Origin of the sequence: Streptomyces sp. NPDC058307, from assembly GCF_042880295.1 — a bacterium.
Taxonomy (GTDB): Bacteria; Actinomycetota; Actinomycetes; order Streptomycetales; family Streptomycetaceae; genus Streptomyces.
Genome location: NZ_JBHVYZ010000031.1, coordinates 53,275 through 70,769, shown reverse-complemented (window position 1 = coordinate 70,769; position 17,495 = coordinate 53,275). Strand labels below are relative to the sequence as shown.

Genomic DNA, 17,495 nt, shown 5'->3' with positions numbered 1-17,495 from the left:
TGGTCAAAGCTTCACAAGGTTGGCCACCTCGGTGGTCGACGGGGACCATCGTCCCGAAGGGGGACCGTCATGCCGTTCATCGCCCTCGCCCTCGCCGCTCTCGCCGTCGGCTTCGAGGCACTCGTCCAGTGGAAGTGGGGCGCGATGGGCATCGTCGCGTTCGTCGCCCTGACGATCGGCGTCAAGTCCAAGAACATCGCGATCGGTGGCATCGGAGCGGTCATCCTCGTGATGCTGCTCGCCCAGTCCGGATGACGTCCTCCCGCCCCGCGGGGCCCAGGATCCGGCTGACCGGGCTCCCCCCTGGAGGGGAGCCGGGAGCCCGGTCGGTCTGCACAGCCACAACTGAACACCGACAACTGAACAGCAGCGACAGCTGCACCCACCCGCACAGTCACAACTGAACCGCCACAACTGAACAGCCACAACTGAACAGCTCGCTACGGATGCGAGAGCACCACCAGGCACCACCAGGCACTACCAAGAACACCGCCCACCCGTCCCCTCGGAAGGGAGCGTCAGAACATGTCCGGGCACCAAGGCCGCCTGGACGTGCGCAGCAGGGCGTCGGCCCCCCGGCCGGCGCCCGCTCGTTCTTCCCGCACCCGCCCCAGCGCCGCGAGCCGCACCGCCGACTCGTCTCCGAGCCACAGCGTCGCCAACTCCCCTACGTCGAGGGTGAGATCCGCGCTCCGTGTCGTCGCCGTACAGGTGGCCCCGGCGGGCGAGGCCTCCAGCCGGTAGCGGCCACCGGCGATCCCGGACCCGTCCAGTACCTCCAGCACCAGCTCCCCCTCCCCCTCGTACGTCCGCGCCTCCAGGGCCCGTACGACATCCAGGATCCGCACCCACATCCAGTCCGCCTGCATGCTGGTCCGGGCCGCCCGGGGGTTCGGCAGCAGGTGCGGGAGCAGGTCGTCGGGGGCCCGCCAGCCGCTCTTGACCCGCATGACCCAGTCGATCGAGCACAGGTGGTGCCACAGCGCGCGCTCGGCGGCCGGGGTCGAGGCGATCAGGCCCCGCACGCTCGCCGTGTTCGACGGCTGCATGGTGTCGGCCCACTTGTCGTCGACCTCGTACGCCATCAGCCCCTCGGCCGTGCCATCCGGCGCCCGGTACACCGCGAAGAACGGCTCGGTCCATTCCGGGTCGGGGCGCACCGCACCCGTGTTCAACTGCCACCACCAGTCGTCCCGGCTGATCGCCCCCGGCGTGGCCCGGCGCATCCGGTCGTGCAGTTCGGGACCGAGCTTGCGTACGTCGTCGGGGTCCACCAGGTCGATACGGCCGCCGTCCAGATCCGGGCCACGGGGGTCGAGACCGGCGCGCGGGACGTCGATCGTCCACTCGGAGGCCGAGGTGGCGGGGCCGAAGCCGTAGCGGCCGTAGATCCGGTACTCGGCGGCGATCAGCGTGGCCAGGACGTCTCCGCGCTCCTTCGCGGCGGCGAGGTCCTGGGTCATCATGCGGGTCAGGAGGCCGCGTCGGCGGTGGGTGGCGGTCACAGTGACGGCGGTTATCGCGTCGGCGGCCACGAGCCGGCCCCCGACCGCCGTCACCTCCTGCGCGAAGGAACGGAAGGTCGCCACGCAACGATCCCCGTCGAAAGCCCCGATGACCCTCCCGGGCTCGAACTGCCGCCCACGGGCCTCCAGTTCGGCCGCCGTCACCACGGGCTCCCGCAGAAACCCGGCCCGCACGGCACGCAGCCACTCGGAGTACTCGGCCTCGGTGACCGGACGGACGTCGATGTCGGCTGGGGCGCTCATGGGGCCACGGTAGGCGGGCGGGGTGGGGGTGTCGCGTCGGTTTCCGCATCCGGACGGCCGCGCGCTCCCCCGTCGAGTACCCCTACGTCAGCAGGTCCTCCACCTGCGCCTCCCCCTCCCGGTACCGCCGCGCGATCTCCCCGCTGCACTCGTCCGCCGTCCGCTGCAAGCGCTGCCGGCGCACCGACACCCGCTGTTCGTAGCGCACGAGGCGGCCCATCGCGGTGCTCAGTTCCAGGTCGGTCCGCGCGGAGAGGTCCGAGAGCTCGACCTCGGCGAGCATCTCGGCGGCCAGCAGCCGGTACTCCTCGCTGTGCGGGGTGCCCAGCCTGACGTGGCGGGCCGAGGAGCGGTGGCGGGCCGGGGCGTCGGTGAGGATCTCCGGGAGCCGGTCGACCACGGAGGCCTCCGGGAGCCGTTCGAGCACCGAGCCCGTCGGGGACCGGCGCAGCAGTTCCGCGCGGAGGATGTCGATACGGCCCTGCAGCAGCCGTCGGACATAGCTGAGGTCGGCCTCGTCGCGCTGGGCGTCCCGGCGCAGGCTGCGCAGTTCGGGCAGGCTCAGCGTGGCGAGTTCCTGGTCGGGTGGCTCCGGGGGCAGCAGCGGGCTGTCCGTTCGTTGTGTGGGCGGCCGTCGACTGTCCAGCCGCCCGGTACTCGGTGTGCTCATGCGCCTCTACCGTCCCCTCGACCGGCGTGTGGAAGCATCGTGCCACCCCAAGTGGCCGCTATGTGACCGAGTGCCCCCGAACGGCCCCAGATGGGGGGTTAAGGATCAAAAACAAACCCGAACACGGACCCTTCCCGCGCGACCGGCATGATGGGCACATGCGTGCAGTGGTGCAGAGGGTGGACGGCGCGAGCGTCGTCGTCGACGGTGAGACGGTCGGGGAGATCAGCGGCGAGGGACTGTGCGTCCTGGTCGGGGTCACCCACGAGGACACCAAGGAGAAGGCGGCCCAACTCGCCCGCAAACTCTGGTCGGTGCGGATGCTGCACGACGAGAAGTCGTGCAGCGACATCGACGCCCCGCTGCTGGTGATCAGCCAGTTCACCCTGTACGGCGACGCCCGCAAGGGCCGCCGCCCCACCTGGAACGCCGCCGCCCCCGGCGACATCGCCGAGCCGCTCGTCGACGAGGTCGTCGCCCAGCTCCGCGCCCTGGGCGCGACGGTGGCCACCGGCCGCTTCGGCGCGCGGATGCGGGTGTCCCTGACGAACGACGGCCCGTTCACGGTCCTGCTGGAGATGTGAAGCCGCGCAGAAAGGTCCTACGGCTCCACGACGACTTCCTGGGCCGCGGCCGTCGCGTCGACGACCAGCCGCGCGTCCAGCGGGACGTTCCGCTTGACCAGGGCGAGCGCGACCGGACCGAGCTCGTGATGCCGTACGGACGTCGTCACGAAACCGATCTTGCGGCCGTCGGGCCCCTCGTCCGCGAGCCGGATGTCGGCGCCCGCGGGCGGCAGGTGCACCTCGCTGCCGTCCAGATGCAGGAAGACCAGGCGCCGCGGCGGCTTGCCGAGGTTCTGGACACGGGCGACGGTCTCCTGCCCCCGGTAGCAGCCCTTCTGCAGGTGCACGGCGGTGCCGATCCAGCCCAGCTCGTGCGGGATGGTGCGGTGGTCGGTCTCGAAGCCGAGGCGGGGGCGGTGCTGCTCGACGCGCAGCGCCTCGTAGGCGAACAGACCGGCCGCGGGGCCGGCCTTCTCGGCGTACGACTCCAGGTCCCCGCGCGGCAGGAACAGATCGCGGCCGTACGACGTCTCGCGTACGACGACCCCGTCCGGCACCTCGGCGATGGAACCGGCGGGCAGGTGGACGATCGCGAACTCGTCGGTGCGGTCGGCGACGTCGACCCGGTTGAAGAACTTCATCGACTCCAGGTACGCGATCAGCGCGTCCTGGGTGCCGGGTTCGACGTGCGCCCACACGGTCGTGCCGTCGTCGACGAGGTACAGCGCGTGCTCGATGTGCCCGTGCGCGGAGAGGATCAGTGCCTCGGTGGCCTGGCCCGTGGGCAGGTCGCTGACGTGCTGGGTGAGCAGCAGGTGCAGCCAGCTGAGGCGGTCCTCGCCGGTGACGGACACGACCCCGCGGTGCGAGAGGTCGACGAATCCGGTGCCGTCGGCGAGGGCGCGCTGCTCACGGAACAGGTCGCCGTAGTGCGCGGCGACGTCTTCGTCCACACCCTCGGCGGGGACGGCTCCGGGCAGGGACAGCAGAGGGCTCTTCATACGACCAAGCCTACGACTCGGTAGTTGAAGCCTTGAGCGAGCAGTCCTTGCAGCGGCCGAAGATCGCGAAGTGCTTCATGTCCGTCTCGAAGCCGAACTCCTGCCGGAGCTTCGCGGTGAAGTCGGCGGCCACCTTGATGTCCGCCTCGATGACGTTCTGGCAGTCGCGGCAGACCAGGTGGATGTGGTGGTGGCGGTCGGCGAGGTGGTACGTCGGCGCCCCGTGCCCCAGATGGGCATGGCTGACAAGGCCGAGCTCCTCCAGGAGCTCCAGGGTCCGGTAGACCGTGGAAATGTTGACCCCCGACGCCGTCTTCTTCACTTCCGTGAGGATGTCGTCGGGGGTCGCGTGCTCCAGGGTGTCCACGGCTTCGAGGACAAGCTGGCGCTGCGGCGTCAGCCGGTAGCCGCGCTGCCTCAGGTCACTCTTCCAGTCGGTGCTCACCACACCCGAAAGTCTATGACCTCTCGGCGCGGGACCTACTTCTCGGGACTACTTGAAGAAGGCGATCCCGTCGTCCGGCAGGTCGTCGGGGAGGGCCTTGGCCCAGCGCTCGACCTCCTCCGGGGTGACGACCTTCTTCAGGTGGGCCGACATGTAGGGGCGCAGCTCGACCTCGGGCGTCTGCTTCTCGCCGACCCACATGAGGTCGCTCTTGACGTAGCCGTACAGGCGCTTGCCGGCGCTGTACGGGCCCGAGGCGGCCGTACGCGCGACGGCGTCGGTCACCAGGTCGATCTGCGGCTTCTGGGCGGCCATCTCGCCGTACCAGATCTCGACGACGCCGTCGTCGCGGACCATCGTCACCTCGACCTTGCGGTCGGCGTCGATGCGCCAGAAGCCGTGCTCGGACTCCAGCGGGCGGACCTTGTTGCCGTCGTTGTCCAGCACCCAGGTGTGGGACTCGTACTCCAGGAAGTCCCGGCCGTCATGGCCGAAGGTCACCTCCTGGCCGAAGTTGCACTTCTCCGAGCCCGGGAAGTCGTGCACGCCCGCGCCGGCCCAGTTGCCGAGCAGGAAGGCGAGCGGGACGAGGCCCTTGTGGAGGTCGGACGGGATCTCGATCATGAGTGGCGGTTCCTAGAGGGGGATCAGCGCTGGCCCTGGTACAGCTTCTTCACGGTCAGGTACGAGAAGGCGAGAACGCCGACGCAGACCAGGACCAGCAGGGCTTCGAAGAAGATCTCCACAGGGTGCTCCTCGGATGAGCGGGGTGCGGTGCATGTACACGGGCCGGGCCCCAGCTTACGCGGCCGGGACCCGGGGGACGGTGCGAGGTTCCCCTACGGGACCCGGCCCGGGAGCTGGGACTGGAGGGTCACCGGAGAGACAGGCCTGCCGCACCTGCTCGGCGCCGCACGGCCTCGGTTCGGTGAAGGCGGTGCGGGTGATTCCCGCGACGGCGGCCGGATCCGGGAAGGCCTCGGCGTGGACGGGCCTCGGCGGCGCCGGCGATCAGTGGCGTGGTCCGCCCACGGCGGCGCGGCGGTCGGCCCCCGGACGGAGGAACCGGCTGGACCGGAGGAACGGGACGGACCGGCTGGACCGGGCGGACCTCCTCGACCGTCGCGGCCTCCGCTCGCGCCGCTTCCCCTGGCCGGGCTGATTACGATTCGGACATGGCGAAGAAGCTCGTGATCAAGGTGACCGCCGGGGCCGACGCCCCCGAGCGGTGCTCGCAGGCGTTCACCGTCGCGGCCGTGGCCGTGGCCAGCGGGGTGGACGTGTCGCTGTGGCTGACGGGGGAGTCGGCGTGGTTCGCGCTGCCGGGGCGGGCCGCGGAGTTCGAGCTGCCGCACGCAGCGCCGCTGCCCGACCTGCTGGACTCGATTCTCGCGGGCGGGCGGCTCACCCTGTGCACCCAGTGCGCCGCCCGCCGGGACATCACGGAGAAGGACGTCATCGAGGGCGTACGGATCGCGGGCGCGCAGGTGTTCGTCCAGGAGGCACTCGCCGACGGGACGCAGGCGCTCGTCTATTGAGCGGAGACCGGTATTGAGCAGCCGCCGGGTGGGGCCTGTCACAGGTGATCGACAATCCGGCGGGCACCTTACCCGGCGGGGTTAGTCTCACGCTCGACGGCCACCCGTCCGTCGACACCACCGCCGCTCTGGGGGATCCGACCGCATGCGCGCCCTGCGAATACTTCTGATCATCGCCGTGATTCTCGGCGGGCTGTTCGTCGCCGCCGACCGTCTGGCGGTCCACTTCGCGGAGGGCGAGGTCGCGGACCGGCTGAAGACGCAGGAGGGGCTGACCACGACGCCGAGCGTGGACATCAAGGGGTTCCCGTTCCTGACCCAGGTGGCCGGCGGTGAGCTCGACGACGTCGAGGTCGGGATGAAGGACTACGACGCGGACACCGGCACCAGCGGGGGCACGATCCGCATCGACGACCTGAACGCCGCCATGAAGGGCGTCGCGTTCTCCGGCGACTACAGCTCCGCCACCGCCTCCACCGCCGCCGGCACCGCGACCATCGCCTACGACCAGCTGCTGAAGGCGGCGGGGTCCGAGGAGGCCCGGCTTCCGCTGGGTGTCACCGCCAAGGTCGTCGGCCTCTCCGACGGCGAGAACGGCAAGATCAAGGTCGACATCAAGGTGAGCGCCCTGGAGAAGCCCGTCTCCGTGCTCAGCACCGTCTCCGTCGTCAACGGGGACACCGTCCGGGTGCACGCCGACTCGATCCCCAGCTTCGGCAACATCACCCTCGCCGACTCCGACGTCCGTTCGATCGCCGACTTCGACCAGAAGATCGAGGGTCTGCCGGGCGGAATCAAGCTCGACAAGGTCGAAGCGGGTGCGAACGGTGTGGAGATCGCGGTGAAGGGTTCGGACGTCAAGCTCGCCGGGTAGGACGAGCGTCGGGCCGTACGGCCGTACGCCGCACCCCGGGCGCCGCGCGTCCGACAGGCGAGACGATGGCGTCCGTACCGTAGAGGCACCGTAGGGGCGATGACGGCCGGAGCCGCCCGGGAACCGTGGGAGCACGGCCCGGGCGGCTTCCTGGTCCCACATGCCGGACGATCGCATCTCAACATGCGACACACCGGTGACATGCCGGTATGTCCGTCCCTACGATCGGCAACATGAAGCGACAGGCGGATCTCACGAAGCGGCGGGCAGTAGACCTGTGCCGCGTCGCCGCCATGCTCTGTCGCCCCTTCTGAGCGGACGGCACCGACCTCCGCGTCCCCTCGCCCTGGCGTCCCAGGGCATCCGTGCGCCCCGCGCACCCTTCCGCACGCCCCGCCGCAACTGCCCCGGAGGAGAACGAGCATGAGCCGCAGTGACGTCCTGGTCGACGCCGACTGGGTCGAGGCCAACCTCGACGACCCGAACATCGCGATCGTGGAGGTGGACGAAGACACGTCCGCCTACGAGAAGAACCACATCCGCAACGCGATCCGCATCGACTGGACCAAGGACCTGCAGGACCCGGTCCGCCGCGACTTCGTCGACCAGGAGGGCTTCGAGAAGCTCCTGTCCGCGAAGGGCATCGCCAACGACACCCTGGTGATCCTCTACGGCGGCAACAACAACTGGTTCGCGTCCTACGCCTACTGGTACTTCAAGCTGTACGGCCACGATAACGTCAAGCTTCTCGACGGCGGCCGCAAGAAGTGGGAGCTCGACGCCCGCGAGCTGGTCGAGGACGTGCCCGAGCGCCCGACGACCGAGTACAAGGCCAAGCCGCAGAACAAGGCCATCCGCGCCTTCCGTGACGACGTCGTCGCCGCGATCGGCTCGCAGAACCTGGTCGACGTCCGGTCGCCCGACGAGTTCAGCGGCAAGCTGCTCGCCCCCGCGCACCTGCCGCAGGAGCAGTCGCAGCGTCCGGGCCACGTCCCGTCCGCGCGCAACATCCCGTGGTCGAAGAACGCCAACGACGACGGCACCTTCAAGTCGGACGAGGAGCTCAAGGAGCTCTACGCCGAGGAGCAGGTCGACCTCGCCAAGGACACCATCGCGTACTGCCGCATCGGTGAGCGCTCGGCCCTGACCTGGTTCGTGCTGCACGAGCTGCTCGGTGTCGAGAACGTCAAGAACTACGACGGCTCCTGGACCGAGTACGGCTCCCTGGTCGGCGTTCCGATCGAGCTCGGCGCCAACAAGTAAGACCCAGTCCGCATCATCCCGACCGGCCTTCCTTCCGGTCAGACCCCTCTTTTGGAGAACGACATGTGTGGAGCGAAGGCCGGCGGCCCGGACGCCTCGACGATCAAGCCCGGTGAGACCACGATCCAGGGCCAGGTGACGCGTGACGGCGAGCCTGTGGTGGGTTACGTCCGCCTCCTGGACTCGACCGGCGAGTTCACGGCGGAGGTCCCGACCTCCGCGACGGGCCAGTTCCGCTTCTACGCGGCCGAGGGCACCTGGACCGTTCGCGCCCTGGTTCCGGGCGGCACCGCCGACCGTACGGTCGTCGCCCAGCAGGGTGGCCTGGCCGAGGTCGCGATCGCCGTCTGAGGCAGCCGACCTGCTGATCGCCCGGAGGGCCGTACCCCGTCGCACGGGGTACGGCCCTCCGGCCTTCCCGGGCCTACGCTGGACGTATGTTGGCGCGACGACGGCACGCTTATTTCGCCATGATGGGCACCTGCATCGGGCTGTTCGTCCTGGCCTGGGGAGTCGTGCGGCTCTGGTCGGTGCCGGTGGCCGTGGGGATGTGTGTGGTCGCCATGGTGATCCCGCCGCTCGCCGCGATGGTCGCCAACCGGCGCGGCCCCGACGACCGCTGGTGGGACGACCCTTCCGGCGACCCCAAGTCCGACGACTGGTGGGACGAGCTGGACGGGAAGAAGCGGCGGGGCTGACCCGACAGGAGGCCTGGCGGCCCCGACGTGCCCGTGGCTGGGGCTGCGCCCCAGACCCCCGTCGGCCTGAACGGCCTCGCCCTCAAGCGCCGGGCGGGCTGGAATGTGCCCGGCACCGAGCAGGTGCCGCCGACGCCGCTCGCCACGAACTCGGTCACTGCGTCACTGAGCCCCTCGGCGTCGAGCTGCCCGATATCCCCGTCAGCGCCTGACGACGTCGGCGTGATGTTCGACCCGGCCGGGCACCCCTTCTGCCTGTGGGCCCAGGTGCCCCCGGTGATTTAGCCGATCGCCCGGCCCAGTACGTACACCGCCGGGGCCGACGCGGCCAGGGGGAGGGCCACGCCTGCCGTGAAGTGCACGAAGCGGGACGGGTAGTCGTAGCTCGCGACCCGGTGGCCGATCAGCGCGCACACCGCGGCGCCCGCGCCGAGGAAGGCACCCTTCGCGCCGAGGCCCGTCATCCCGCCGACCGCGATGCCCGCGCCCGCCGCGGCGAGCAGGGAGACGACCACGGAGGCCGGGGTCGGCAGGGGCAGCGCGCGGGCCAGGACCGCCACGGCCACCGCGGCCGCGCCGACCGTCACCGCGTCCGGGTCCGCCGCGAGGTGGCCGGTCGCCAGGATCGCCAGGGCCGCCGAGGCGACGGTCGCCATCAGGCCGTACATCCGCTCGTCGGGGTCGGCGTGCGAGCGGAGCTGCATCACCAGGCTGAGCAGGACCCAGACGCCGAGGGTGCCGAGGATCGCCGCGGGCGCGTTCTCCCGGCCGGCGGTCAGCAGGGCCGCGTCCGCCACCAGCGCGCCGAGGAACGCCAGCGCGATGCCCTGCCGGGCTGGCCACATGCCGTTCAGCCGGAACCAGCCGGCCGCGGTGACGGCCTGGAGGACGACGAGGGGCACGAGGAGGGCGTACGACCCGACGGCCGCCGCGCCGGAGAGCAGCAGGCCGAGCAGCGCGGTGAGCGCGGCGGGCTGGATGCCGGGCTCGATGACCGGGGACCGGCCCTCGAGGCGGGCCCGCTGGGCGTCGGTGATGCGCGCGTTGCCGGCGACGGTGGCGGGGCCGTAGCCGGCGGGACCGGACGCGGGGTGCCCCGGGACGGGAGCGTGGCCGGCGGAGCCGGGAGGAGGCGGGGCGGAGCCGTACGCACCGGCCCCCGGAGCCGCCGGGGCGGGACCGGACGCGCGGTGCCCCGGGGTGGGAGCGTGACCTGCGGGGTCCGCAGAAGCCTGCCCGGAGCCGTACGCCGGGCCTGAAGCCGCGGCGGAGCCGTACGGACCCGCCCCCGGAGCCGCCGGGGCGGGGCCGCCCTGCGCGGGCCCGTTGCCGGGGCCGTACCCCTGGGGCTCGCCCTCGTAGCCCTGTTGCGGCAGATACGCCGTCTCCCCCGCGGCCTGGACCGGCCGGTGCACCTGGGTGTCCCAGGTCTGGCCCTGCCACTGCTGGGTGTACTGCTGGGCTGCCTGGGCCTCGTCGTCGTACCCCTGCTGGCCCGGCCACCCCTGCTGCGGGTACTGGTCGTAGCCCTCGTACGGCTGGTTCGTCATCGTCACCCTCCTGCGAACGGCGGGAGCACCTCGACCGTGCCGCCGTCGGCCAGCCGTACCGTCTCATGTCCGCGGGTGCCCACGGGGTCACCGTCGACGAGGAACGAGCATCGCCGCAGGACGCGCACGAGTTCGCCGGGGTGTCGCTCGCGTGCCGCGTCCAGCGCCTCGGCGAGCGTGGCCGCGTCGAACGGCTCCTCGGCGGTCCCGGCCGCGGCCTTCGCGGCGGCCCAGTAGCGCACCGTGACCTTTGGCATCCGCTTCCTCAATCGATCGGTGGTGTATGCCGCCAGGCTATCCGGCCGCTGTGACAGCCCAGTCCCCGATGCGGCCAAGCAGCTCGTCGCCGACCGCGTGCTCGGCGTGGCCCATGGGCTCGATCCACAGCTCACCGTGGTCGCCGGCGGCCTCCGCGAGCATCCGTGGGTGGTCGAGGGGGAAGTAGCCGTCGCGGTCGCCGTGGACGATCAGGAGCGGGGTGGGGGCGACCCTCGGGACCGCCTCGACCGGGGAAAGGGGGACGGGGTCCCAGTCGCGGTGGTGGATGCGGGTACGGAATCCGTAGCGGCTCACCAGGCGGCCCTCGGGACGGGTCACGAGCCAGTGGAGTCTTCGCATGGGGGCCGTGCCGCGGTAGTACCAGCGGGCCGGCGCGCTGACCGAGACCACCGCGTCCGCGTGCGCGTCGGTGCGGTCGCCGGCCTCCTGCCGGTACAGCGCCGCGTGCCGCAGCACCACCGAGCCGCCCATCGAGAAGCCGACGGTCGCCACACGCGTGTGTCCGAGTCCGCGCGCCCAGGACACCGCCGCGGCCAGATCCAGCACCTCGCGGTCGCCGACCGTCGAGCGCCCGCCGGAGGCTCCGTGGCCGCGGAAGGAGAAGGTGACCACGGCGCCGTACCGGGTGAACGTGTTCACCACCCGGCGAACATGCGGGCGATCCACATCGCCGGTGAAGCCGTGCGCGACGACGAACACCAGGTCACGCGCGGGTGGCCGGGAGGAGTCGTATACGAAGGCGGGCGGATCGTATACGGAATCGATCGTCACGCCGTCGTCGGTGTGCAGAAACGTCCGTATAGGTACATGTCTGCGCGTCTCAGAGTGCGGACTCTCCGTGGAACGCACCACACGACCTGCCGGATGAATGCTCATGTGGGCTATTCTCGTCGGAAGAGGACTCGGGCAACGCAGCCCCCGGGTCCTTTTGTGCTTTCGGATACCCCTGTATACGAAGGCCATGACCTCGCGGGACCGAGGAGGAACCAGACATATGAGTTCTCTGCTGCTCCTGACCAATGCCCTCCAGCCGTCGACGGAGGTGCTGCCCGCCCTCGGCCTGCTCCTGCACAACGTGCGTGTGGCTCCGGCGGAGGGCCCCGCACTCGTCGACACCCCGGGTGCCGACGTCATCCTCATCGACGGACGCCGTGATCTGCCCCAGGTCCGCAGCCTGTGCCAACTGCTGCGCTCCACCGGGCCCGGCTGTCCGCTCATCCTCGTCGTGACCGAGGGCGGCCTCGCGGCCGTCACCGCCGACTGGGGCATCGACGACGTGCTCCTCGACACCGCCGGTCCGGCCGAGGTCGAGGCGCGGCTGCGCCTCGCCATGGGCCGCCAGCAGATCGTCAACGACGACTCCCCCATGGAGATCCGCAACGGCGACCTGTCGGTCGACGAGGCGACCTACTCCGCGAAGCTCAAGGGCCGGGTCCTCGACCTCACCTTCAAGGAGTTCGAGCTCCTGAAGTACCTCGCCCAGCACCCGGGCCGCGTCTTCACGCGCGCTCAGCTGCTGCAGGAGGTCTGGGGCTACGACTACTTCGGCGGCACCCGAACGGTCGACGTGCACGTACGACGGCTGCGCGCGAAGCTCGGCCCCGAGCACGAGTCGCTGATCGGGACCGTCCGCAACGTCGGTTATCGATTCGTTACTCCCGAGAAGGGCGACCGGGTCACCGACGAGGCGAAGGCCAAGGCGGACCGGGCAAAGCCGGAGGATGCGGACGAGAGTGCCGCCCTCGAGGACGTAGAGGCGTAGCGGGTCCCGCGGATGGGCATGGCTCCGGAACCGACGCACCCCCGCACGCCCCACCGCGGGAGCACGGGTACCTCCTTCACGCCCTGCCCAGAGCGGGTCCATCCGCGTAGACTCCGCGCGTGGCCAAGGTAACCAGGGATGACGTGGCGCGACTGGCGGGGACGTCCACCGCCGTCGTCAGCTATGTCATCAACAACGGACCAAGGCCGGTCGCCCCGGCCACGCGCGAGCGTGTCCTCGCCGCGATCAAGGAGCTGGCGTACCGGCCCGACCGGGTGGCCCAGGCGATGGCGTCCCGGCGCACCGACCTCATAGGCCTGATCGTGCCGGACGCGCGCCAGCCGTTCTTCGCCGAGATGGCGCACGCGGTCGAACAGGCCGCCTCCGAGCGCGGGAAAATGGTGCTCGTCGGGAACTCCGACTACATCGGTGAGCGCGAGGTCCACTATCTGCGGGCGTTCCTCGGGATGCGGGTCTCCGGCCTGATCCTCGTCTCGCACGCGCTGAACGACAACGCCGCCGCCGAGATCGACGCCTGGGACGCGCGGGTCGTGCTGCTGCACGAGCGGCCGGAGGCGATCGACGACGTCGCCGTCGTCCTCGACGACCTCACCGGCGCGAAGACCGCCGTCGAGCATCTGCTGGGCCACGGCTATCCCTACGTCGCCTGTATGGGCGGAACGGCCGACACCCCCGCCGTCGGCGACCCGGTCTCCGACCACGTCGAGGGCTGGCGGCAGGCCATGGACGAGGCCGGGCTCCCGACCGAGGGACGGCTCTTCGAGGCGCCGTACAACCGCTACGACGCCTATCAGGTGGCGCTCGGGGTGCTGTCCGGGCCCGATCGGCCGCCGGCCATCTTCTGCTCCACCGACGACCAGGCGATCGGCCTGCTGCGGGCCGCGCGCGAGCTGCGCATCGACGTGCCGGGCGAGCTGGCGGTCATCGGGTTCGACGACATCAAGGAAGCCGCGCTCGCGGATCCGCCGATGACGACCATCGCGTCGGACCGCTCGGCGATGGCCCGGGCGGCGGTGGATCTGGTGCTGGACGACGGGCTGCGGGTCGCCGGTTCCCGCCGTGAGCGGCTGAAGGTGTTCCCGTCGAAGCTGGTCGTGCGGCGGTCCTGCGGCTGCGAGTGAGCTTTCTGAAGACCGTCTGAGAAAGCCTGGCCGGAGGCCAGCAGCGGCTTTATATCGGGCATACGAGGTTCTGCCGGGCTTCTCAGGGAGCACTCAGGAAGCTCTCATGGTCGCGGGACAAGCTGTGTGTCATGACCGAGAGCTTCCGCCGCGACGGCGAGTACGAGCAGTACGAGAACCCCCACCAGGGCGCCCAGCAGCAGCACGCTTCGTCGCCCGTGAACCCCGAGTGGCCGCCCCCGCCGGCCCAGCCGCCCGCGGCGCACCCGCAGCCCGTGGCGCCGCCGGTCCAGCAGCAGCCGGTCGTCGAACCGACGACCGTGTGGCCGGGCGGCCCGCAGGATCGGCCCGCCGCCTTCGCCTCCGGGGGTGCCGGTTCGTACGGCGGTGACGGCAACGGCGGCGGAACCGCTCTCCTCACCGCGACCCCCGCGGAGCCGGGAGCACCCGCTCCCGCTCCGAAGCGGCGCACCCGCGGCACCCTCGCCCTCCTCGCCGCCGTGGCGATCGTCGCCGCGGCGATAGGCGGCGGCACCGCCTACGGCATCCAGGAGCTGACCGGCAACGACACGGTCGCCTCCAGCAGCACCAGCACCAACGTGGTGCCGTCCTCCGCCAAGGGCACGGTCTCCGGCGTCGCCAAGGCGGTCAGCCCGAGCATCGTCGAGATCAACGCCACCTCGAACGCCGGGCAGTCCACCGGCTCCGGCGTGATCATCACCAGCGACGGCGAGATCATCACCAACAACCACGTCATCTCCGGCGCCACCTCCGTCAAGGTGAGCACCAGCGACGGCAAGACCTACACCGCGAAGGTCGTCGGCACCGACAGCAAGAAGGACCTCGCCCTCATCAAGCTGGAGAACGCCTCCGGCCTGCGCCCGGCCACCCTCGGCAACTCCGACGGCGTCCAGGTCGGCGACGAGGTCGTGGCGATCGGCTCCCCCGAGGGCCTGACCGGCACGGTGACCAGCGGCATCGTCTCCGCCCTCAACCGGGACGTGACCGTCGCGACCGACGAGGGCCAGAGCCAGAACCAGGGCCAGAACGGCGGCAGCGGCCAGTGGCCGTTCGAGTTCGGCGGCCGGCAGTTCAACGGCGACACCGGCTCGTCCACGACGACGTACAAGGCGATCCAGACGGACGCGTCCTTGAACCCGGGCAACTCCGGCGGCGCCCTGATCGACATGAACGGCAACATCATCGGCATCAACTCGGCGATGTACTCGGCCACTTCGGACTCGTCCACGGCAGGCAGCGCGGGTCTCGGCTTCTCCATCCCGATCAACACCGTCAAGTCCGACCTGGCCACGCTGCGGGCCGGCGGCGCGGACAGCTGACCCCCTTCGACCCTCCCGAGGAGTACGCCATGATCAAGCAGGTTCCGCACACGGTGGCCGGTACCGACCCGGCCGGGTTCGCCCTGGCCCTCGAGGTGGCGTACGCAGTGCACGTCCCGGCGCCCCGGGCGCCCGAGGTGGCGTCCACGGCGGTGGCGTCCACGGCGGTGGCCCGCCGCGGGGTGAGCGCCGCCCGCGGCCGCCGCCGTACCGTACGCGGCTGACCCTTGAGAGAACACGTCCCGCAGCGCCACCGGGGAATCGTGCGAGGCTGAAAGCGTTCACTACCTTCAGTTGCCCGTTCTCCCCACCGCACCCGAGGAATCCCAGCCATGAGCCCCGCCGAAGGCGACCGTGACCCCCAGCGCATCCTGATCGTCGACGACGAGCCGGCGGTGCGCGAAGCACTCCAGCGCAGCCTCGCCTTCGAGGGCTACGACACCGAGGTCGCCGTGGACGGCGCCGACGCGCTCGACAAGGCGACCGCGTACCGGCCCGACCTGGTCGTCCTCGACATCCAGATGCCCCGCATGGACGGGCTCACGACCGCCCGCCGCATCCGGGGCGCCGGCGACACGACCCCCATCCTGATGCTGACGGCCCGCGACACGGTCGGCGACCGGGTCACCGGGCTCGACGCGGGCGCCGACGACTACCTGGTCAAGCCGTTCGAGCTGGACGAACTGTTCGCCCGGGTCCGTGCGCTGCTGCGGCGCAGCTCCTACGCGGCAGCGGCCGGGGCGGCCTCCGCCGCGGACGACGAGGCGCTCACCTTCGCCGACCTGCGGATGGATCTCGCGACGCGTGAGGTGACCCGGGCGGGGCGGCCGGTGGAGCTGACCCGGACCGAGTTCACCCTGCTGGAGATGTTCATGGCACATCCACGCCAGGTGCTGACCCGGGAGCAGATCCTGAAGGCGGTGTGGGGCTTCGACTTCGAGCCGTCCTCCAACTCGCTGGACGTCTACGTGATGTACCTGCGCCGCAAGACGGAGGCGGGCGGCGAGCCGCGGCTCGTGCACACCGTGCGGGGCGTGGGGTACGTCCTGCGGCAGGGCGGCGCGGAGTGAAGAGGCTCGTACGGCGCTACCGGTCCCTGCCGATCCGGTCCCGGCTGGCGCTGCTGGTGGCGGCGGCGGTGGCGTTCGCGGTGGCGGCGGTGTCGGTGACGTGCTGGTTCATCGTGCAGGGGAAGCTGTACGACCAGGTGGACAGCGATCTCCAGACGTCAGTGCGGGGGCCGGTGCTCGAAGGTCAGGCCAAGGCCGCGGTCGCCGACTGCACCACACAGACCTCCCCGCAGAACACCGACGCCCCTCGCAACACCTACTTCCAGGTGGTCACGGAGAGCGGCAAGACCTGTGTCTTCCCGTACTCCCTCGGCGCGGTCAAGGTCACCCAGACCGACAGGGACCTGATCAAGAACGGGCAGGACGGTCAAGGGGTCTTCCACGACAGCACCGACGCGGACGGCAACAGTGTCCGTGTCCTCGCGCTGTCGGGATCCAGGGTCAGGGACAACCAGACGGGGGCCATCTCCAAGGCTGCCATTCTCGTCGGCCTCCCGCTGAACAGCACCGAGAAGACGCTCAACGACCTCGCCCTGATCCTCCTCCTCGTCTCCGGCGTCGGAGTCCTCGGTGCCGGTGCCGCCGGCCTCTTCGTGGCCCGGGCAGGGCTGCGGCCCGTCGACAAGCTCACCGAGGCCGTCGAGCACGTGGCCAGGACCGAGGACCTGGGCATCCGCATCCCCGTCGAGGAGGACGCCGAGGACGAGGTCGCCCGCCTCTCCCGCTCCTTCAACTCGATGACGAGCTCCCTCGCCAGCTCGCGCGAACTCCAGCAGCAGCTCATCGCCGACGCGGGGCACGAGCTGCGCACCCCGCTCACCTCCCTGCGCACCAACATCGAACTCCTCACCCGCAGCGAGGAGACCGGCCGTCCCCTCCCCGAGGCCGACCGCAAGGCGCTGCTCGCCTCGGTGAAGGCACAGATGACCGAACTGGCCGCCCTGATAGGAGACTTGCAGGAGCTGTCGCGGTCGGAGGGCCAGCGCGGGGAGCGGGTCCAGGTGGTGTCCCTGGAGGACACCGTCGAGTCCGCCCTGCGCCGGGCGCGGCTGCGGGGCCCGGAGCTGACCATCGACGCCTCGCTGGAGCCCTGGTACACGCGAGCCGAACCGTCCGCGCTGGAGCGCGCCGTGGTCAACATCCTCGACAACGCGGTGAAGTTCAGCCCCGCCGCCGGCACCGTCGAGGTGCGGCTCAGCGACGGTGTGCTGACCGTCCGGGACCACGGTCCCGGCATCCCCGCCGACGAACTCCCCTACGTCTTCGACCGCTTCTGGCGCTCCCCCGGCGCCCGCGCGCTGCCCGGCTCCGGCCTCGGCCTGTCCATCGTGGCCCGCACGATCCAGGAGTCCGGCGGCGAGGTCACCCTGGGCCACGCCGAGGGTGGCGGCACCGTCGCGACCGTACGACTGCCGGGGGCGCCGACTCCGCCACCGGAGGCTCCCGCCGCCGCGCAGTGACCGCCAAGCTGTCGATGTCCTGTCAAGTCTCACGCGTTCCCGACCCTACTCACGGGTTCTCTGCCAGC

22 protein-coding genes are annotated in these 17,495 nt (G+C 70.9%); 14 read left to right on the top strand and 8 right to left on the bottom strand.

The window, feature by feature from the left end; translation table 11 throughout:
• Nucleotides 1-69: 69 nt before the first annotated feature.
• Nucleotides 70-255 carry a hypothetical protein gene (locus tag ACFVYN_RS22665; RefSeq protein ID WP_390001254.1) on the top strand — a complete coding sequence of 62 codons (186 nt, stop codon included), beginning with the start codon at nt 70-72 and terminating at the stop codon, nt 253-255.
• Nucleotides 256-518: 263 nt separating this feature from the next.
• On the opposite strand, the gene ACFVYN_RS22660 is transcribed toward ACFVYN_RS22665, so the two are convergent.
• Entirely contained in the window at nt 519-1,769 is a 1,251-nt protein-coding gene (locus ACFVYN_RS22660; protein WP_390001253.1) for a GNAT family N-acetyltransferase, read from the bottom strand.
• 82 nt (nt 1,770-1,851) lie between these two features.
• Nucleotides 1,852-2,439 (bottom strand): aerial mycelium formation protein, encoded by a 588-nt coding sequence (locus ACFVYN_RS22655; RefSeq protein ID WP_390001251.1) that lies wholly within the window; start codon nt 2,437-2,439, stop codon nt 1,852-1,854.
• A 158-nt stretch (nt 2,440-2,597) separates the two neighbouring features.
• On the opposite strand from ACFVYN_RS22655, the gene dtd reads away from it, so the two are divergent.
• On the top strand, nt 2,598-3,023 hold the full coding sequence (dtd, locus tag ACFVYN_RS22650; RefSeq protein ID WP_069765012.1) for a D-aminoacyl-tRNA deacylase: 426 nt from the start codon (nt 2,598-2,600) through the stop codon (nt 3,021-3,023).
• A 17-nt stretch (nt 3,024-3,040) separates the two neighbouring features.
• Here dtd and ACFVYN_RS22645 read toward each other — a convergent pair whose 3' ends face one another.
• From ACFVYN_RS22645 to ACFVYN_RS22635, 3 genes are read right to left on the bottom strand one after another with little or no spacing between them, the layout of a single operon-like run.
• The gene (locus ACFVYN_RS22645; RefSeq protein WP_390001249.1) at nt 3,041-4,006 is read right to left on the bottom strand and encodes a YgfZ/GcvT domain-containing protein; all 966 of its coding nucleotides are present in this window, start codon (nt 4,004-4,006) and stop codon (nt 3,041-3,043) included.
• A 10-nt stretch (nt 4,007-4,016) separates the two neighbouring features.
• The gene (locus ACFVYN_RS22640) at nt 4,017-4,454 is read right to left on the bottom strand and encodes a Fur family transcriptional regulator (protein ID WP_057608747.1); all 438 of its coding nucleotides are present in this window, start codon (nt 4,452-4,454) and stop codon (nt 4,017-4,019) included.
• A gap of 45 nt (nt 4,455-4,499) precedes the next feature.
• On the bottom strand, nt 4,500-5,075 hold the full coding sequence (locus tag ACFVYN_RS22635; protein ID WP_390001248.1) for an FABP family protein: 576 nt from the start codon (nt 5,073-5,075) through the stop codon (nt 4,500-4,502).
• Between the two features lie 551 nt (nt 5,076-5,626).
• Here ACFVYN_RS22635 and ACFVYN_RS22630 point away from each other — a divergent pair.
• The 6 genes from ACFVYN_RS22630 to ACFVYN_RS22605 all read left to right on the top strand — a co-directional run bounded on the left by ACFVYN_RS22630 (nt 5,627) and on the right by ACFVYN_RS22605 (nt 8,824).
• Entirely contained in the window at nt 5,627-5,989 is a 363-nt protein-coding gene (locus tag ACFVYN_RS22630) for a DsrE family protein (protein WP_123990152.1), read from the top strand.
• Nucleotides 5,990-6,134: 145 nt separating this feature from the next.
• On the top strand, nt 6,135-6,863 hold the full coding sequence (locus ACFVYN_RS22625; RefSeq protein ID WP_390001246.1) for a DUF2993 domain-containing protein: 729 nt from the start codon (nt 6,135-6,137) through the stop codon (nt 6,861-6,863).
• A 209-nt stretch (nt 6,864-7,072) separates the two neighbouring features.
• On the top strand, nt 7,073-7,177 hold the full coding sequence (locus ACFVYN_RS22620) for an Ms5788A family Cys-rich leader peptide (protein WP_390001244.1): 105 nt from the start codon (nt 7,073-7,075) through the stop codon (nt 7,175-7,177).
• A gap of 109 nt (nt 7,178-7,286) precedes the next feature.
• Nucleotides 7,287-8,126 (top strand): sulfurtransferase, encoded by an 840-nt coding sequence (locus tag ACFVYN_RS22615; protein WP_390001242.1) that lies wholly within the window; start codon nt 7,287-7,289, stop codon nt 8,124-8,126.
• Between the two features lie 63 nt (nt 8,127-8,189).
• Nucleotides 8,190-8,477 carry a DUF1416 domain-containing protein gene (locus tag ACFVYN_RS22610; protein ID WP_007382995.1) on the top strand — a complete coding sequence of 96 codons (288 nt, stop codon included), beginning with the start codon at nt 8,190-8,192 and terminating at the stop codon, nt 8,475-8,477.
• 86 nt (nt 8,478-8,563) lie between these two features.
• On the top strand, nt 8,564-8,824 hold the full coding sequence (locus tag ACFVYN_RS22605) for a DUF3099 domain-containing protein (RefSeq protein WP_390001240.1): 261 nt from the start codon (nt 8,564-8,566) through the stop codon (nt 8,822-8,824).
• A 281-nt stretch (nt 8,825-9,105) separates the two neighbouring features.
• On the opposite strand, the gene ACFVYN_RS22600 is transcribed toward ACFVYN_RS22605, so the two are convergent.
• The 3 genes from ACFVYN_RS22600 to ACFVYN_RS22590 are packed head-to-tail and all read right to left on the bottom strand — an operon-like array spanning nt 9,106 to nt 11,529.
• Nucleotides 9,106-10,374 carry a hypothetical protein gene (locus ACFVYN_RS22600; protein WP_390001238.1) on the bottom strand — a complete coding sequence of 423 codons (1,269 nt, stop codon included), beginning with the start codon at nt 10,372-10,374 and terminating at the stop codon, nt 9,106-9,108.
• A gap of 2 nt (nt 10,375-10,376) precedes the next feature.
• Nucleotides 10,377-10,631: a MoaD/ThiS family protein gene (locus ACFVYN_RS22595; protein ID WP_390001237.1), complete on the bottom strand. Its 255-nt coding sequence runs from the start codon at nt 10,629-10,631 to the stop codon at nt 10,377-10,379.
• Between the two features lie 37 nt (nt 10,632-10,668).
• Nucleotides 10,669-11,529 carry an alpha/beta hydrolase gene (locus ACFVYN_RS22590; RefSeq protein ID WP_390001235.1) on the bottom strand — a complete coding sequence of 287 codons (861 nt, stop codon included), beginning with the start codon at nt 11,527-11,529 and terminating at the stop codon, nt 10,669-10,671.
• A gap of 118 nt (nt 11,530-11,647) precedes the next feature.
• On the opposite strand from ACFVYN_RS22590, the gene ACFVYN_RS22585 reads away from it, so the two are divergent.
• The 6 genes from ACFVYN_RS22585 to ACFVYN_RS22560 all read left to right on the top strand — a co-directional run bounded on the left by ACFVYN_RS22585 (nt 11,648) and on the right by ACFVYN_RS22560 (nt 17,427).
• Nucleotides 11,648-12,415 (top strand): winged-helix domain-containing protein, encoded by a 768-nt coding sequence (locus tag ACFVYN_RS22585; RefSeq protein ID WP_390001233.1) that lies wholly within the window; start codon nt 11,648-11,650, stop codon nt 12,413-12,415.
• 119 nt (nt 12,416-12,534) lie between these two features.
• Nucleotides 12,535-13,557: a LacI family DNA-binding transcriptional regulator gene (locus ACFVYN_RS22580; RefSeq protein WP_390001232.1), complete on the top strand. Its 1,023-nt coding sequence runs from the start codon at nt 12,535-12,537 to the stop codon at nt 13,555-13,557.
• Nucleotides 13,558-13,688: 131 nt separating this feature from the next.
• Nucleotides 13,689-14,897, top strand: a complete 1,209-nt coding sequence (locus tag ACFVYN_RS22575) for a S1C family serine protease (RefSeq protein WP_390001230.1) — start codon at nt 13,689-13,691, stop codon at nt 14,895-14,897.
• 29 nt (nt 14,898-14,926) lie between these two features.
• Entirely contained in the window at nt 14,927-15,121 is a 195-nt protein-coding gene (locus ACFVYN_RS22570) for a hypothetical protein (protein WP_390001229.1), read from the top strand.
• Between the two features lie 108 nt (nt 15,122-15,229).
• Complete coding sequence (locus ACFVYN_RS22565) at nt 15,230-15,967, top strand: response regulator transcription factor (RefSeq protein WP_390001227.1); 738 nt, start codon at nt 15,230-15,232, stop codon at nt 15,965-15,967.
• On the top strand, nt 15,964-17,427 hold the full coding sequence (locus ACFVYN_RS22560; protein ID WP_390001225.1) for a sensor histidine kinase: 1,464 nt from the start codon (nt 15,964-15,966) through the stop codon (nt 17,425-17,427). The genes ACFVYN_RS22565 and ACFVYN_RS22560 overlap by 4 nt, the downstream gene beginning before the upstream one ends.
• The last annotated feature ends 68 nt before the right edge of the window (nt 17,428-17,495 follow it).

Excerpts from the sequence above, each read along its gene's own strand:
- ACFVYN_RS22665 (WP_390001254.1), top strand. The coding sequence starts at position 70 with ATGCCGTTCATCGCCCTCGCCCTCGCCGCTCTCGCCGTCGGCTTCGAG.
- ACFVYN_RS22660 (WP_390001253.1), bottom strand. The coding sequence starts at position 1,769 with ATGAGCGCCCCAGCCGACATCGACGTCCGTCCGGTCACCGAGGCCGAG.
- ACFVYN_RS22655 (WP_390001251.1), bottom strand. The coding sequence starts at position 2,439 with ATGAGCACACCGAGTACCGGGCGGCTGGACAGTCGACGGCCGCCCACA.
- dtd (WP_069765012.1), top strand. The coding sequence starts at position 2,598 with ATGCGTGCAGTGGTGCAGAGGGTGGACGGCGCGAGCGTCGTCGTCGAC.
- ACFVYN_RS22645 (WP_390001249.1), bottom strand. The coding sequence starts at position 4,006 with ATGAAGAGCCCTCTGCTGTCCCTGCCCGGAGCCGTCCCCGCCGAGGGT.
- ACFVYN_RS22635 (WP_390001248.1), bottom strand. The coding sequence starts at position 5,075 with ATGATCGAGATCCCGTCCGACCTCCACAAGGGCCTCGTCCCGCTCGCC.
- ACFVYN_RS22630 (WP_123990152.1), top strand. The coding sequence starts at position 5,627 with ATGGCGAAGAAGCTCGTGATCAAGGTGACCGCCGGGGCCGACGCCCCC.
- ACFVYN_RS22625 (WP_390001246.1), top strand. The coding sequence starts at position 6,135 with ATGCGCGCCCTGCGAATACTTCTGATCATCGCCGTGATTCTCGGCGGG.
- ACFVYN_RS22620 (WP_390001244.1), top strand. The coding sequence starts at position 7,073 with ATGTCCGTCCCTACGATCGGCAACATGAAGCGACAGGCGGATCTCACG.
- ACFVYN_RS22615 (WP_390001242.1), top strand. The coding sequence starts at position 7,287 with ATGAGCCGCAGTGACGTCCTGGTCGACGCCGACTGGGTCGAGGCCAAC.
- ACFVYN_RS22610 (WP_007382995.1), top strand. The coding sequence starts at position 8,190 with ATGTGTGGAGCGAAGGCCGGCGGCCCGGACGCCTCGACGATCAAGCCC.
- ACFVYN_RS22605 (WP_390001240.1), top strand. The coding sequence starts at position 8,564 with ATGTTGGCGCGACGACGGCACGCTTATTTCGCCATGATGGGCACCTGC.
- ACFVYN_RS22600 (WP_390001238.1), bottom strand. The coding sequence starts at position 10,374 with ATGACGAACCAGCCGTACGAGGGCTACGACCAGTACCCGCAGCAGGGG.
- ACFVYN_RS22595 (WP_390001237.1), bottom strand. The coding sequence starts at position 10,631 with ATGCCAAAGGTCACGGTGCGCTACTGGGCCGCCGCGAAGGCCGCGGCC.
- ACFVYN_RS22590 (WP_390001235.1), bottom strand. The coding sequence starts at position 11,529 with ATGAGCATTCATCCGGCAGGTCGTGTGGTGCGTTCCACGGAGAGTCCG.
- ACFVYN_RS22585 (WP_390001233.1), top strand. The coding sequence starts at position 11,648 with ATGAGTTCTCTGCTGCTCCTGACCAATGCCCTCCAGCCGTCGACGGAG.
- ACFVYN_RS22575 (WP_390001230.1), top strand. The coding sequence starts at position 13,689 with ATGACCGAGAGCTTCCGCCGCGACGGCGAGTACGAGCAGTACGAGAAC.
- ACFVYN_RS22570 (WP_390001229.1), top strand. The coding sequence starts at position 14,927 with ATGATCAAGCAGGTTCCGCACACGGTGGCCGGTACCGACCCGGCCGGG.
- ACFVYN_RS22565 (WP_390001227.1), top strand. The coding sequence starts at position 15,230 with ATGAGCCCCGCCGAAGGCGACCGTGACCCCCAGCGCATCCTGATCGTC.